At 62.1% G+C, this 15565-nt stretch carries 13 protein-coding genes; 10 read left to right on the top strand and 3 right to left on the bottom strand.

Annotation, left to right across the window (positions count from 1 at the left end; translation table 11 throughout):
- Positions 1–11 precede the first annotated feature (11 nt).
- Positions 12–791, top strand: a complete 780-nt coding sequence (locus tag ABEB22_RS17730) for a TIM barrel protein (protein WP_349295154.1) — start codon at positions 12–14, stop codon at positions 789–791.
- 48 nt (positions 792–839) lie between these two features.
- Here the strand turns inward: ABEB22_RS17730 and ABEB22_RS17725 are convergent, their stop codons facing one another.
- Together ABEB22_RS17725 and ABEB22_RS17720 are read right to left on the bottom strand one after the other, a co-directional pair.
- Positions 840–1652 carry an SDR family oxidoreductase gene (locus ABEB22_RS17725; protein WP_349295153.1) on the bottom strand — a complete coding sequence of 271 codons (813 nt, stop codon included), beginning with the start codon at positions 1650–1652 and terminating at the stop codon, positions 840–842.
- 55 nt (positions 1653–1707) lie between these two features.
- Positions 1708–2877 carry a phytanoyl-CoA dioxygenase family protein gene (locus ABEB22_RS17720; RefSeq protein WP_349295152.1) on the bottom strand — a complete coding sequence of 390 codons (1170 nt, stop codon included), beginning with the start codon at positions 2875–2877 and terminating at the stop codon, positions 1708–1710.
- A gap of 88 nt (positions 2878–2965) precedes the next feature.
- Here ABEB22_RS17720 and ABEB22_RS17715 point away from each other — a divergent pair, with 88 nt between their 5' ends.
- Positions 2966–4015 (top strand): LacI family DNA-binding transcriptional regulator, encoded by a 1050-nt coding sequence (locus ABEB22_RS17715; protein ID WP_339115249.1) that lies wholly within the window; start codon positions 2966–2968, stop codon positions 4013–4015.
- Here ABEB22_RS17715 and ABEB22_RS17710 read toward each other — a convergent pair.
- Entirely contained in the window at positions 3999–5027 is a 1029-nt protein-coding gene (locus ABEB22_RS17710) for a LacI family DNA-binding transcriptional regulator (RefSeq protein ID WP_339115248.1), read from the bottom strand. The two genes, ABEB22_RS17715 and ABEB22_RS17710, sit on opposite strands and share 17 nt — an antisense overlap.
- Before the next feature lie 441 nt (positions 5028–5468).
- Here ABEB22_RS17710 and ABEB22_RS17705 point away from each other — a divergent pair, with 441 nt between their 5' ends.
- The 8 genes from ABEB22_RS17705 to ABEB22_RS17670 all read left to right on the top strand — a co-directional run bounded on the left by ABEB22_RS17705 (position 5469) and on the right by ABEB22_RS17670 (position 15561).
- The gene (locus tag ABEB22_RS17705) at positions 5469–6206 is read left to right on the top strand and encodes a gluconate 2-dehydrogenase subunit 3 family protein (RefSeq protein WP_339115247.1); all 738 of its coding nucleotides are present in this window, start codon (positions 5469–5471) and stop codon (positions 6204–6206) included.
- Positions 6207–6225: 19 nt separating this feature from the next.
- Positions 6226–8010 (top strand): GMC family oxidoreductase, encoded by a 1785-nt coding sequence (locus tag ABEB22_RS17700; RefSeq protein ID WP_339115246.1) that lies wholly within the window; start codon positions 6226–6228, stop codon positions 8008–8010.
- Positions 8011–8013: 3 nt separating this feature from the next.
- A complete protein-coding gene (locus ABEB22_RS17695; RefSeq protein WP_339115245.1) occupies positions 8014–9327 on the top strand; it encodes a c-type cytochrome in 1314 nt (437 codons plus the stop codon).
- Between the two features lie 168 nt (positions 9328–9495).
- The gene (locus ABEB22_RS17690; RefSeq protein WP_349295151.1) at positions 9496–10743 is read left to right on the top strand and encodes a Zn-dependent hydrolase; all 1248 of its coding nucleotides are present in this window, start codon (positions 9496–9498) and stop codon (positions 10741–10743) included.
- Positions 10744–10919: 176 nt separating this feature from the next.
- Positions 10920–11879, top strand: a complete 960-nt coding sequence (locus tag ABEB22_RS17685; RefSeq protein WP_350938893.1) for a LysR family transcriptional regulator — start codon at positions 10920–10922, stop codon at positions 11877–11879.
- A 233-nt stretch (positions 11880–12112) separates the two neighbouring features.
- Complete coding sequence (locus tag ABEB22_RS17680) at positions 12113–13681, top strand: ABC transporter substrate-binding protein (protein ID WP_349295150.1); 1569 nt, start codon at positions 12113–12115, stop codon at positions 13679–13681.
- 60 nt (positions 13682–13741) lie between these two features.
- Complete coding sequence (locus ABEB22_RS17675; RefSeq protein ID WP_339115241.1) at positions 13742–14710, top strand: ABC transporter permease; 969 nt, start codon at positions 13742–13744, stop codon at positions 14708–14710.
- A gap of 11 nt (positions 14711–14721) precedes the next feature.
- Positions 14722–15561, top strand: a complete 840-nt coding sequence (locus tag ABEB22_RS17670; RefSeq protein WP_339115240.1) for an ABC transporter permease — start codon at positions 14722–14724, stop codon at positions 15559–15561.
- The last annotated feature ends 4 nt before the right edge of the window (positions 15562–15565 follow it).

Below are 15565 nucleotides of genomic sequence, written 5' to 3'. Positions count from 1 at the left end.
GAGGATACAGAATGACACAGGATTTCCAACTTGCAGCCTGCGCCGAGATGCTCTGGCTCGACAAGCCCATCGAGTGGCGGGCGGCGCGCCTGACCGAGCGCGGATTGGGCGTCGGGCTCTGGAATTGGCCAGAACATGATCTGGCCAAGCTCGAAAAGGTGGGGGCCAATTACACGATCATGAACGGCTATATCGAGGGCCGTCTGGCCGATAGCGAGGGGGCCGACAGGCTGCTCGCCTCGGCGCGCGAGACAGTGCAGGTCGGCAAGCGGCTGGGGGTCAGCCGCCTCAACCTGCACGGCACCGGTCTGGGCGATGGCGGCATTCCGATCTGGAAGCACGAGGTCGTCACGGGCGCGATGTGGCTGAAGGCGCGTGAGACGCTCGAGCGGATCTGCGATATGGCGGAGGAGGAGGGTGTCGTCTTCACGCTCGAGAACCTCAATCCGATGGACCATCCGGGCTGTCCGTTCGGATCGACGGCGGATGTTCTGGCGCTTGTCTCTGCGGTAAACCGGCCGCAGCTGAAGATCAATCTCGATCTCTATCATACCCAGATCGGCGAGGGCGACCTGATCCGCTGGTGCGAGAAATGCCTGCCATGGATCGGCGAGGTGCAGGTGGCCGATAATCCGGGCCGCTGCGAGCCGGGAACCGGCGAGATCAATTATGCAGGCGTGGCCAGAGGGTTGCAGGCGATGGGGTATCGCGGGCCTGTCGCAATGGAGGCCTGGGCCAAGGGCGAGAGCGATGCGGCCGTCGACGCCTTTGTCGCAGCCTTCACGCTCTGACAGTCCGCCATCCCCTGACTGGCGCGCGGGTCACCCCGCGCGCTCTTTTTATTGCAGTGGCTGCGCGGGGACTGGTGCCTGCCCGTCATAGCCACCCCAGACCGACTGGTCGAAATGGACCACAGCCCCGCTCATGAGACCGCTATCGGGGGAGGCCAGATAGAGTGCGGCACGCGCGACCTCCTCGGGATCGACCAGTCGACCGAAGGGCAGGTTGGCACGGGCTTTCTCTTCCCAGTCGGGATCTCCTGTTTCGGCGATCTGGAGCGCGCGCTCGTGATCGGAGGCCATCCAGCCGATATCGAGCTGGTTGACGCGGATCCGGTTGCGCATCAGCGCGAAGGCCGTGTTGCGTGTGAGCGTGGCCAGTGCACCTTTCGAGGTGGAGTAGGCCGACAGATTGGGCTGGCCCGCATGTTCCGAGGTGGAGCCGATATTCACGATCCGGCCTTCGATCCCCTGATCGATCATCTGGCGCACGACCTCCTGCATCAGGAAGAAGGGCGCACGCACATTGGTGGCAAAGATCGCATCGAAAAGTGCGACATCGGTCGACAGGATCGTGCCGCGATCGGTGAGGGCTGCGGCATTCACCAAAATGTCCACACGCCCGAACCGCGCGCGTGCTTCCTTGACGATCCGCGCGGGCGTTTGCGGGTCCGACAGGTCCGCCGCGATCATCAGCACCGGAATGCCGGTCTCTTGTGTGATACAAGCGGCCACGGCCTCGCCCTTGGCCTGATCGCGCCCGACAATGGCAATCCCTGATGCTCCTGCATGGGCAAAGCAGCGCGCGATCGCAGCGCCCAGTCCCTGCGTGCCGCCTGTCACCAGCGCGATCGCTCCGTCAATTCTGTTCATCGTTTTCTCCCCCCCCCATGGAACGGGCCATGCGCTTCACATGGCCCGTTATGGCTCAGCTTTTGTTCTTCCATACCAGATCGTCCATCATCGCGGCAAAGCGCGCCGTGTCCAGATCCTCCTCCAGGGCATGCAGCATGAGCGCGGCCTGTGATTTCGGCGCAAGCCCGCCAATCGGAGGATTTCTGTCGAGATTGGTGGGGAAGGCATAGCCCTCGGCCGCGGCAGCCACCGCATTGCGGCGGATATCGGGGGCCATGCCCGAGAGTGCGGGATAGAGCGCGCGCACCATCGCGTCGCGATTGACGCTTTCCATCGCACGACCAAAGGCCGAGGAGATCTGGAACAGGTTCACGAGCCGGAACCTGTCTTCGGTCACATTGCGGCCCGCCCCGTGCATCACAGCCGGATTGAAGAAGACCGCATCGCCTTTCTTCAAGGGCAGCTGGACGTGATGCTGCGCGAAATAGTCCTGATAGGGGGCCTCGGTATAGGCCAGATAGCCCTCGAAGAAGAGCTGCGAGAAGGGCAGGAACAGGGTGGGCCCCGTCTCGAGCGGCATATCGCAATGCGCCAGCGCCCCCTGCAGCGTCAGCATCGGCGAGACGTGATGGATATGCGAGGGATAGTCCTCCATGCGCGAGGGCGTCATGAAACCCAGATGGTAATCGCGATGCGCCGTCTGCGCCGCCCCGCCCGGATTGACGCGGTTGACCTGCGCGGTCATCTGGTAATCGGGCCCGATCCATGCCAGCGCCGCCATGGCGAGCGCGCTCGCGCCGTAATAGCGGGCGAAATTCTCGGGGTCGGCAAGGCAGTGTTTCTCGAGGCTGTTCCAGATCCGGTCATTGGCGCCGGGTTTGGCGAAATGGTCGCCGCCGCCCATGGCCGCCGCCTTTTCGTGCGCGATGACCGCATCGAAAACGTCGCTCGCGCGGTCGATGACGGCGTGGTCGGGCACAGCCTGCCGGATCACGATGATCCCCGCCCCGTGTGCAAAGACCCGCGCCCATTCGGCCATCAGATCGCGTCCGGCATCGGTGCTGGTGGCGCAGGTCTCAACGAATGCGCCCTCATAGATCGGTATGTTGCAGACCACCTCGCTGGCACGGGGCACGGTGGCGGGATCGGTGCTCTGCTCGACCTGCGCCCTGAAGGTCGCGAAATCGGCATCCTTTGCGCTAATCCAGACGGGGGGGTGGCGGGTGGCGTGGTGAATGGTCATGGGGTCCTCCTCCTGATGGCCCCAGAGTGTCGTGCAAAAGGTGCAACGGGTAGTTGCCATTCACCTCAAAATCACCTCAAATCGGAAGATGGCCCATCGTTTTACCGTCAAGGAAATCGCGCTTCAGTCGGGGCTCAGCGCCGCCACCGTCGACCGTGCCCTGCATGGGCGGGCGCATCTGCGCGCGCAGACCGCGCAGCGGGTCGCGCAGGCCATCGAGGAGCTGGAGGCGCAGGCCCATGAGGCGCAGGCTCTGGGCACGCGGCTGACCATCGATATCGTGATGCAGGCGCCGCTGCGCTTTACCAATCCGGTGCGTGCGGCCTTCGAGAGCGAGCTGCCGCTGACCAAGCCTGCCGCCATCCGTGCGCGCTTCCATCTGGCCGAGGTGATGACCGAGCGCGAGATCCTCGCCAAGATCGCGGCCATCGCCAAGCGTGGCAGCCATGGGGTGATGGTGAAGCTACCGGCCACGCCTGCCATCGAGGCACAGCTGGATCTGTTGGCCGCCAAGCGCATTCCGGTGGTGAGCTATGTCACCGATCTCGCGCCCGCCCGCCGTCTGGCCTATGTGGGCATGGAGAATGGCCGCGCGGGAGCCAGGGCTGCGTGGTTGATGGCGAAGATGATGGGGCCGGGGCCCGCACGGGTGCTGATCTCGCAATCGAGCCAGATGTTCGAGGGCGAGGAAAGCCGCCGGACGGGGTTTCTGGCCTGTCTGGCGCAGATCGCGCCACAGATGCGCTGCGTCACGCTGTCGGACGGGCAGGGCGTCAACCGGACCACCAGGACGCTCGTGGCGCAGACGCTGGCCGCGCATCCCGACATTTCATGCGTCTATTCCACTGGCGGCGCCAACCGCGCGATACTGGAGGCGTTCGACGAGGCGGGGCGTAGTCCGCAGGTCTTTGCGGCGCATGATCTGGACCGTACCAACGAGACGCTCCTGCGTCAGGGTCGGTTGAGTTTCGTGCTCCATCACAACTTCCGTCTCGATGCGCGGCGGGTGGCACAGCATTTCGCCCGTCATCACCGGATCCTGCCGAAAGGTGTGGAGATCGAGGAGACGGCGATCCAGATCGCGCTGCCCAGCGATTATCTGGATCTCGGCGGGCCGGAGGTCAGCAGCTCTCGCTGATCATGATCCGGAAGGGCAGGGTGCGCTGGATCTGGCGTGCGTTGTCGGGCGCACGGATCGCCTCGTCCATCACATCGATCGAGGCATCGATCATATCCTGCACCGGATGGACCAGAAGCACATCGATCAGTCCGCGCCGAAGCGCGGAGCGCGAGCGCTCGGTCAGTTCGTTGGCGATGACGCGCAGGCGGGGGCCGCGCGGACCTGCCGCTTCAAGGGCAGCGATCACCCCGTCTATGCCGCCGCCTGTCACGAACAGACCGGTCAGATCGGCGCCATATTCTTCCAGCAACTCGGTCATGATGCGCTGTGCCATGCCGTCATTCTCCTGCGTCGAGCGGCTGTCGAGAATGCGATACTGTGCGGGTGCGCCGTTCAGGAAGGCGCGGAAACTGACATTCTGGGATTGCTGGCTGGTATAGCGATGCGAGCCGTCGAGCACCGCGATGGTGCCACCCTCGGGGGCAAGGAGCGACATGAACCATCCCGCGCTACGCCCCAGCTGCCATTCATTGGCTCCCACAAATCCCGCGCGTTCGGGCGCCGAGAGATCGGTGATCAGGGCAAAGACCGGAATGCCGCGGCTCGCAAGCTCGGAGATCGCCTCGCTGATCACCGGATCATCGACCGAGGCACAGGCGATGGCATCGCATTCTTGGGCCAGTTCCATCAGTGCCGAAACCATCAGGTCCGGGTCGGGCGAGGGCACATGACGCACCACAGCACGCATCCGTGGCTGACGCGCGACGCGGCGCAGGGCATGTTCGGCCAGATCGCGGTAGAAGCCCCGCTCGCGCGCGTTGAGGACGAACCCCAGAACGCGTGGCTCGGTGCCGTCATTGAGCTGCGTCCGGATCGCGCCGGTCGCATGGAAATTGATCCGTTCGGCGACAGCTAGAACATGTTCGACGGTGGTCGATTTCACCGACCCCCGACCGCTCAGGATCCGGTCAATGGTGGATTTACTGACATTCGACTCGCGTGCGAGATCTGCAATCGTTGCGCGTTTCATTGTGACTCGGCCATGTGATGGATCAATCGAGCAAGTAGTAAAAATACGCGCGATATGTCAATGTTTCGGCGACATCAGAATTGATAAGCTGCGTATACATCATTTTTCGCCTCAAAATGATGTGTCAGCGTTAGATGTTTAAATGGCCTGAAGAAGTGAAATGACGGCGGTATACAAAACTATACAGTTGAGACCTTGTTGAACGCTCTTCCGCTTTCTACAGAGCGGCCAAAGCTTGGATATCCGGTGTTGCGGGTCCAGTCGCCTGCACCACTTGTCTTCCCCACTGTCGGCTCCCCCCGACGGAAGCGCAAGCCCCTCATGGCTTTGGACCTCTGGCTCCGGTCTGCCACGCCAAAACCGCACCTCACGCCTGCGTGATCTTCGGTGAATGTGCGCTATCTGGCTTGAACGATGCAACCTATAACAGGAGCCAACCGAATGAATCGTCGTGAAGCGCTCTGGTCTCTTGGCGCACTGGCCGCCGGTACGACCACGGTTCTGGCAGGCAAATCCTCCGCTGCCGAACTCTCGGGCTTTCCCGCCCAGACTGCACAAAGTGCGGATCACCTGACGACGCCTGTGCGTCGCGGTGGTGCTATGCAGGTCCTTACGAATGAGACCGACCGAAAGACCGTCACTGCTGTCTTCGACCGCCTGATCCCCGCAGATGATAACGGCCCCTCGGCAAGCGACGCAGGTTGCGTTGATTTCCTGGATGCCCAGCTTGCAGGAGATTACGGTTCGGGCAAGGCACTCTATCTTCAGGGCCCGCTGCGCCCCGAGAACGAAGAGATGCTGATGGGCTCGCCGCAATTCCTGACTTCGCCCCGCGAGCGTTACGAGACGGGTCTGAAGGCACTCGAAGCCTATGCACAGGCCAATGATAACGCAGCCTTCCATGCGCTCTCGCCCGACCGGATCGACGAGATCCTGAGCGGTCTGGAAGCCGGAGAGATCGATCTTGGCGATGACGTCAACGGTCAGGCTTTCTTCGAGCTGATGTTGCAGAACGCCCGCGAAGGCTATCTGGCGGACCCGATCTACGGTGGCAACAAGGATATGGCAGGCTGGAAGATGATCGGCTTCCCCGGCGCGCGCTATGACTACCGCCCCTATATCGACCGCCACAACGAGGATCTGGGGCTGACCACCGTCTCCCTGATCCCGTCGAACTGATCTCGGAAGGTATACTATTATGACGATTGAACGTCCTAAGGCCGATGTGGTCATCGTGGGCCTCGGCTGGGCCGGTTCGGTTATGGCCGAAGAGCTCACCCGCGCAGGTCTGAACGTGGTCGCGATCGAGCGTGGCGCATGGCGCGATACCTCGACCGACTTCCCTCCCGCCGTCGATCCTGACGAGCTGAAATGGCATACCCGCCGTTCCATGCTGCAGCCGATGAGCGTGGAAACCACCACCTTCCGTAACAACTCGGGCCAGACCGCGGCTCCGGTGCGCAACTGGAACGCCTACCAGTTCGGATGGAACGTCGGCGGTGCCGGCACCCACTGGGCAGGGATGTCCTGGCGCTTCACGCCGTGGGACTTCCAGGTCGCGACCCAGACCGCAGAGCGTTACGGTTCGGCCAAGCTGGAAAGCCTGCGCGCCGAGGGCCTGCACCTGCAGGACTGGGGTGTCACCTATGAGGATATGGAACCCTATTACGACCGTTTCGAGCGGATCGCGGGCACCTCGGGCAAGGCTGGCAATATCAAGGGCCAGAAATTCGAGGGTGGTAACGTCTTCGAAGGTCCGCGTTCGCGCGAGTATCCGACGCCTGCGCTGAAAGACAGCGCATGGATGGCAAAATACCGCGAGACCGTGAACGGCATGGGCTACCATCCCTTCACCATTCCCGCCGGTAACCTCAGCCAGGCCTATGTGAACCCGCTGGGCGTCACCATGGGGCCGTGCACCTATTGCGGCTTCTGTGACTTCCACGGCTGTGGCAACTTCTCGAAATCCTCGCCGCAGGCCTGTATCCTGCCGGTGCTGATGCGTCGTCCGAACTTCACAGTTCTGACCGAGACCGAAGTGCTGCATGGTGTTAAACACGAAGACGGCAAGACCCTGAAGGGCGTGAACTTCGTCACCCGCGAGGGCGAGGAAGGCTTCCAGGAGGCCGATATCGTGGTCTTCACCGCCTATCAGATGGACAACGTCCGCCTGATGCTGCTGAGCCAGGTCGGCACCCAATACGACCCCGAGACCCAAACGGGTACCATCGGTCGTAACTACAACTACCAGACCTGCGCTTCTGTCTCGGGCTTCTTCCCGGGCGCGAAAATGAACCCGTTTGTCGGTGCCGGTGCGCTTGGCGTGCAGATCGATGACTTCAACGGCGATAACTTCGACCATACCGGTCTGAACTTCATCGGCGGTGCGGGCATCATGGGCTATTCGACCGACGGGCGTCCGATCGCCAAGATGAACGGTCTGCGTCCCGGCTCCAAGCGTTGGGGTTCGGAGTGGAAAGAAGCCTATGCGCGCGACTATCAGGAAGCGGGCAACATCTTCGTTCAGGGCACCTCGCAATCGACCCGCGATGCCTATCTGTCGCTCGATCCGACCTATAAGGACCGTCATGGTCAGCCGCTTCTGCGCACGACCTTCGACTGGAACCGCAACGACCGTGACATGGCTGCCTATATGACCGCGAAGGCCAAGGAGATCATGATCGAGGCGGGTGCCGAAGGCATCTCGACCGATAACCAGGCGGCCGAAAGCTGGAATCCCTACAAGCAGCATAGCTCGCACACCATCGGTGGTGCGGTCATGGGTGCGGATCGCTCGACCTCGGCGCTCAACCCCTATCTGCAAAGCTGGGACTGCCATAACCTGTTCGTCGTCGGCGCCTCTGCCTTCCCGAACAATGGCGGCTACAACCCGACCGTGACCGTGGGTGCACTTGCCGTGCGTGCCGCACAGGCAATCCACGAGAAATATGTCAACAATCCCGCACCGCTGGTGGAGGGCTGATCCATGTCGAAATGCAAGAAAATTGGCGTCACGATTGGCGCGATCGTCGTGGTCGGCGCGGTAGTTGCAGGCGGTTGGGCGTATAATACGCTCAACACGCAGCGCTCCTCGGTTGCGGATGACAAAGTGGCACTGGCCGATTTCCATTCGGATGACAAAGACGCCATCACGCGTGGTGAGTATGTCATGCGTATGGGCGATTGCGCGGCCTGCCACACCAAAGGCCAAGGCGATTTCGCCGGTGGCTACAAGATCGAGACGCCCTTCGGCACGCTCGTCTCCTCGAACATCACCCCCGATGCCGATACCGGTATCGGCAAGATGACCGAGCGGGATTTCTTCAACGCCGTCCGTCAGGGCATCGGCTCGCATGGTCTCCTCTATCCGGCTATGCCCTATACCGCCTATGCCAAGCTGAGCGATGCGGACATGCATGATCTCTGGGCCTATATGTCCACGATCAAGCCGGTGAAGAATGATATCGACGAGAATGGCGGTATGAGCTTCCCGTTCAATATCCGCCTAGCGATGGCTGGCTGGGATATGCTGTTCTTCGACAATAACGGCTTCGAGCCGGATACGTCCAAGGACGAGGCATGGAACCGCGGCAAATACCTTGTGGATGGCCCCGGCCACTGCTCGGCCTGCCACAGCCCGCGTAACCTCCTGAGCGCCGAGAAATCGGACGAGTATCTCTGGGGTGCGCCGCTGGAAGGCTACCATGCAGCCGATCTGACCTCGAATGACGCGGTCGGCCTTGGGCAGCATTCGCCCGAGGAGATCGCCGAATATCTGCGCACGGGCATCAACAGCCTCGGGGCTGCCGGTGGTCCGATGGCCGAAGCGGTCGAGCATTCGCTGCAATACATGACCGAAGATGATGCGATGGCGATGGCCACCTATCTGAAATCGGTTCCGGCCTCGACCAACAAAGCCGCCGAACCGATGGATCTGGGCGATGCCAAATCCGCGTTGGCCGACACATATGAAGTCAACTGCTCGGCCTGCCATGGTCTTGACGGTGAAGGCATCGACGGGATGATCCCCGCCTTTGCAAGCAACACCGGCTTCCAGTCGGATGATGCGGCCAGCATGATCCACGCGATGCTGGTGGGGGCCCGCGCGCCCTATACCCAGTATCGTCAGACAGCGGCGGGCATGCCCTCCTTCGCGTGGAAGTTCAACGACCAGCAGATCGCGGATATCCTGAACTATGTCCGCAACAGCTGGGGCAATGGCGCCAAGCCCGTCTCGGTCGATCAGGTCACCGAGATGCGCAAGGAGCTGGATGCCGCCCAGCCGCGTCGCGCCAACTAAGCGACCAGCACCAGAACGTTGAAAGGCGCGGAGCATGTCTCCGCGCCTTTTTCATTGGTGCTCCGGCCTTCGCATAGATCTGGCCGATGGCCCCTATCGCGCGTCCTGATTGGCGCTGTGCCGCATTCCGTGTTTCCCTTTGGCGAAAGCTAGGGGAAAGGCGCGGATATGGATGGCAGGACACAGCTTGGCGGGATCGACAAGGAGCGCCTCTGGGCGGATCTGATGACCTTGGGTGCCATCGGTGGCACAGCGGCGGGTGGCTCGATGCGCGGTGCGCTCAGCTCGGCTGACCGCGAGGGGCGCGCACTCTTTGCCCATTGGGCAAGGGAGGCGGGGCTCGCGCTGCGTGTGGACCGGATCGGCAATATGTTTGCCCGCCGCGAGGGGCGCAATCCGCAGGCGGCCCCTGTCGTGATTGGCAGCCATCTCGACACCCAGCTTCCGGGGGGGAAGTTCGACGGGCCTCTGGGGGTGCTTGCGGGGCTTGCGGTGTGTCGTGCGCTCGATGCGGCAGGGACTGTCACGGCCCGCCCGATCGAGGTGGTGAACTGGACCAATGAGGAAGGCGCGCGGTTCCAGCCGGGCGTGATGGGATCGGCGGTCTATACCGGCGCGCTGGATCTGACGCAGGCGCTCTCGCGGACCGATCCGACGGGTGCGAGCGTTGAGGGCGAACTGGCACGGATCGGCGCGGCAGGCACGACCCCCGTGCCGGGCGCTGTGCCGCACAGCTATTTCGAGCTGCATATCGAGCAGGGGCCGGAGCTGGAAGAGGCGGGCCTCGACATCGCGATGGTCACGCGCTCCTCGGCCATGTGCTCGGGCTATGCCACGATCCGTGGCGAGAACGGCCATACCCAGACGCTGGCCATGTCCAAACGGCGCAATGCGCTGACCGCGGCAGCGAAGCTGGTGCTGGCGATTGATGCGATCGGTGCCAGTATCGAACCTCATGGGACGGTCAGCGCCTCGGTTATCGAGAACTGGCCCAATAACCGTGTGAATATCCCGCATCTGAGCAAGCTGTCATGGGCGATCGTGGGGTTTGATCCGGCAATCCGCGAGGCAACCGTTGCGCGGATCGAGGCCGCCTGCGCCGGGATCGCGACCGAGACGGGGCTGGTGATCGAACTGGATCACCGCCATTACCGCGAGCCCTGCCTCTTTGACGAGGCTCTGATCGGCAAGGGGCTGGCCGCCGCCGCGACCCGCGGATATGCCGCCACCCGGATGCCCACACTGACCGCCCATGATGCGCTGAGTTTCTGCGCGCTTTGCCCGACCGCGCTGGTCTTTGTGCCCTGCAGGGGCGGGATCTCGCATAGCGAGGCCGAATGGTGCAGCCCCGATCAGGCGGCGAAGGGGGCGGATATCCTGCTGGATCTGGTGCAGGAGGCGGCTGAGTCCGAGTGATGGATTAAGCGCAGTCAGCCCCGAGCGCTGCCTCTTCGTTAAGCAGATCCGTTTTCGGCGCTGATTGCCCTCGGGTTGTATACAGGATCCCCTTGACCGGAGTGCCGCTCTTTGGCGCCCTTGAGCATATTGCAGGCTCTGGTGCTACCGCGCCGGAGCAGAAGGGGATTTTCCGGATGAAAGATATCGGCTTTTCGCATCTCGACTGGAACCTGCTGCGCAGTTTCGTCACCATCGCGCAATCCAGTTCGATTACCGATGCCGCGCAGCGGCTGTGCCTGACCCAGCCCGCCGTCTCGGGCAGCCTCAAGCGGCTCGAGGAACAGGTGGGCTACCGGCTGATCGAGCGGTCCTCGACCATGTTCGAGCTGACCGAGGCCGGCCGTGCGCTATTGGGCGAGGCGCTCGAGATCACAGCCACCGTCTCGCGGCTGCCTGCCTCTCTGGGCGAGGCCGAGAAAGTGTTGAGTGGAGACGCGACCATCGTTCTGGCCTCGCATGTGGAAAGCCCCGATTTCGATGCAGCCCTGGCAACCTTCCATCAGCGCCACCCTCAGGTGCGGCTGACGCTTCAGGTCGAGGCCTCGCGCGAGGGGCTGGCCATGGTCGCGGCCAAACGCGCTGATATGGGCGTTTGTGTCGTGGGTGATAGTAATAATATGCAGCTCGATTATACATTGCTCTTTCAGGAACATTTCGGGCTCTATTGCGGTCCGACCCATCCGCTTTTCGGGCGCGAGGGCCTGTCGGTCAGCGATCTCGAGGGGTTTTCCTCGGTGGGCTATCTTGCCGAAAGCAGCAACCGTGCGCTCCACGAACTGACGGCGCTGCGCCAGCGCTGCGGGCTCAACCCCGATCTGGTAGGGCGCTCGCATAATCTCGAGGAGATCAAGCGCATGGTGATTGCGGGCTTCGGTATCGGCCCGTTGCCCGTGCATGTGGTCGAGCGCGACTGCGCGGCAGGCAGGCTCTGGCGGCTGCCGCCCTATGAAAGCACCCCGCAGGCGGGGGTCTATTTTGTAACACAGCCAGCCCCGCTGCGTTCACGCATCGCCGAGGAATTGCACCGCATCTTCACCGAACAGGTCGAGACCCGTCCTCCCGAGGATCGTGTCTATGGCCGTTCCGTCCTGTGATCAGGGCCTTTTACGACCGGCCCATAACCGCATCCGATCCCCCATAGCGCAGACTAATGGGACGGATCGCCCGATATAATTCGACAACGCGGATGGGCCATCGCAAGCTTTCTTCCAGGGTGACGCCCATCGCCCTGACAGCAATTCGGGAATGACCCTCGGGGACAGGTGCGTATGTGCCGCCCCTATTTAAGGCCGGACCACACGGCCATATCAACAGGAAGGTCCAAACCATGATTTATTCTACTGCGCTCCGCCGAGGAGCGTTGGCGCTATCGCTTTGCCTGAGCGCCGGTGTTGCTACCGCGCAGGATACCCCCGTCGAGGGTGGACGTCTCGATCTGGTCGTGCAGCCCGAACCGCCCAGCCTCTTTATCGGCATTACTACCAATGGTCCGAGCCTTCTGGTGGCGGGTTCGATCTATGAAGGCCTCTTGCGTTATAATGACAAACTCGAGCCGATGCCCTCTCTGGCCGAGAGCTGGGAGGTCTCCGATGACGCGTTGACCTATACGTTCCATCTGCGTCAGGGCGTGAAATTCTCGGATGGCGAACCCTTCTCGTCGAAGGACGCGATGTTCACCTTCACCAAGCTTCTCCCCGAGACCAACCCGAAATGGCGCGAGGTCATGCGCCATGTCGAGACTATCGATGCTCCCGATGACCATACGGTGGTCTTCAAGCTGAATGCGCCCTATGGTCCGTTCATACGGTCCTTCGCCTATACGCTGGCGCCGATGATCCCTGCCCATCTCTACGAGGGCACCGATTTCGCCAAGAACCCCAATAACGACAACCCCGTGGGCACCGGTCCGTTCGAGCTGAAGGAATGGAAAAAGGGCGCCTATATCGATCTGGTGAAAAACCCCGATTACTGGGCGGCGGGCAAGCCGCATCTGGATGAGGTCGTCTATCACGTTGTCCCCGATGCCGCCTCGCGTGCGACGGCCTTCGAGACCCGCACCGTTTCGGTCCTGCCGGGGGGCTCGGTGGAAAACTTCGACATTCCGCGTCTGGCCAAGGAAGAGGGCGTGTGCACCACCGAGAAGGGGTGGGAATATAACGCGCCCATGTCCTTCCTGTGGCTCAATAATCGAACCGCGCCGATGGATAACGTGAAGTTCCGTCAGGCGGTCATGTATGCGCTCAACCGCCCCCTGATGCAGAAAGTCGTCTGGAACGGCTATGGCAAGGTGGCCAGCGGCCCGATCACCTCGACGATCCCCTTCTATGACAAGGTCGATCCGCAATATGACTACGATCCGAAAAAGGCCAAAGAGCTCCTGAAGGAGATCGGCTATGACGGCAAGCCGCTGCGCCTGTTGCCGCTGCCTTACGGTGAGACGTGGCAACGCTGGGCCGAGGTGGTGAAACAGAACCTCTCGGCGGTCGGTATTCCGGTCGAGATCGAATCCACCGATGTGGCGGGCTGGAACCAGAAGACCTCGCAATGGGATTACGATATCGCCTTTACCTATCTCTACGAGAATGGCGATCCGGCTCTGGGGGTTGCGCGTAACTACATCACGAGCCAGATCACAAAGGGCAATCCCTTTGCCAATGTCGAGGGCTATTCCAATGCCGATATCGACAAATGGTTCGATGAGGCGGCGGTCGCGGCAAGTGACGACGAGCGTCAGGCGCTTTACACCAAGATCCAGACCAAGCTGCAGGAAGATGTGCCGGTGGCATGGCTGCAGGAGCTCAGCTTCCCCACGCTTTATGATTGCAAGGTCCATGATCTGGTGAATACCGGCCTCGGTATCGGCAATTCGCTGGGCGATACCTGGATCGAGAAGTAACGCATTTTCCGGGCGCCGCGCGCGCCCGGACCTCCCCCGACCAAAACGAGCCTCCCTCTCATGCTACGTTTCCTGATCGGGCGCGTGGTGAAGATCGTGATCATCCTCTTCGCCATTACCGTCCTGAATTTCTGTCTGATCCATATGGCCCCCGGCGATCCCGCGCTGGTGATGGCGGGCGAGGCCGGTGACGCCGACCCGCAATTCATCGAGGATCTGCGCCGCCAGTTCGGGCTGGACCAGCCGTTCTATGTGCAGCTCTGGACCTATCTGGCGCATTTCGCGCAAGGCGATCTGGGCTATTCCTACCGCCAGCAGGCGAGCGTTGCCTCGCTGATCCTCGATCGGCTGCCGGCCACGCTGATCCTGTCGATCTCGGCCTTCGTCATTTCGCTGGCCTTCGGTGTGTTGGCAGGTGTGGTGGCCGCAGCCCGTCAGGGTCGCTGGTCCGACAGCATCATCTCCACCGTCGCGCTTTTGTTCTATGCCACGCCGCTCTTCTGGATGGCGCTGATGGCGGTGCTGCTTTTCTCTGTTAATTTCGGCTGGTTTCCGGCCTTCGGTTACGAGACGGCGGCATCAAGCTACACGGGTCTCGCCCGCGCATGGGATATCGCCCAACACCTCGTGCTGCCTGCGGTGACGCTGGGGCTGTTCTTCATGGCGACCTATGTGCGTATCACCCGCGCCTCGATGCTCGAGGTCAACCGGCTCGATTTCGTGAAAACCGCCCGCGCCAAGGGGCTGAAGTCCTCGGTGATCCAGCGCCGCCATGTGCTGCGCAACGCGATCCTGCCGGTGGTGACACTCGCGGGTCTGCATGCGGGCCAGTTGGTCGGTGGCGCCGTGCTGATCGAGACGGTCTTTGCCTGGCCCGGCATCGGGCGGCTGATGTTCGAGGCGCTCCAGAGCCGCGATTACAACCTGCTTCTGGGCGTGTTCACCGTCTCGGCGGCGCTGGTGCTGCTGTTCAACCTCTTCACCGATCTCGTCTACCGCGTGGTCGATCCGCGTATCCGGCTGGCCTGAAGGAGCATGCGATGAAAGATTTCTGGAAAGCCTATGCAAGCAATCGCGGCGCGGTTGTGGGGCTCGTCATTCTGGCCGTGGTGCTGCTGGGCTCGATCCTTGCGCCCTTCCTCTTTCCGACCTCGCCCTGGGATATGGTCAACATGCCCTTCGTGGCGCCGTTCCAGGACCAGATGACGCCTCTGGGCACCGATACTCTGGGCCGCGATATCGCCGCAGGGCTGGCCCATGGGGCCTATGTGTCGCTCCTCGTGGGCGTGATCTCGACGGTAGTTAGCCTCGCCATCGGCATCCCGATCGGGGCGCTGGCAGGCTATTTCGGCGGCTGGGTGGATGATGTCCTCTCGCGTATCACCGAGTTCTTCCAAGTGATCCCGTCCTTCGCCTTTGCCGTTGTGCTTGTGGCGATCTTCGAGCCCTCGATCTGGTCGATCATCACCGCCATCGCCCTTGTCAGCTGGCCGCCCGTGGCGCGTCTCTTGCGCGGCGAGGTCATGGCGCTGCGCCACCGGGAGTTTATCGAGGCCGCGCAGCTTTCGGGCCAGTCGGGTCTGACCATCATCCGCCGCCAGATTCTGCCCAACACCATCTCTCCGGTAATCGTGCTGGCCTCGATGATGGTGGCCACCGCGATCCTGACGGAAAGCGCTCTGGATTTCATGGGCTTGGGAGATCCGAATATCATGAGCTGGGGCTATATCATCGGCGCGGGGCGGACCGTGCTCAATCAGGCTTGGTGGATCAGCTTCTTCCCCGGAGTGGCAATCCTGCTGACGGTTCTTGCCTTCAACTTGATCGGCGAGGGCCTCAACGACGCCCTCAACCCGCGCCTTGCCAAAAGGAGAGCGTGATGCT

Origin of the sequence: Thioclava sp. 'Guangxiensis', from assembly GCF_045348365.1 — a bacterium.
Classification (GTDB): Bacteria; Pseudomonadota; Alphaproteobacteria; order Rhodobacterales; family Rhodobacteraceae; genus Thioclava; species Thioclava kandeliae.
This window is presented reverse-complemented; position numbering and strand designations above follow the sequence as displayed.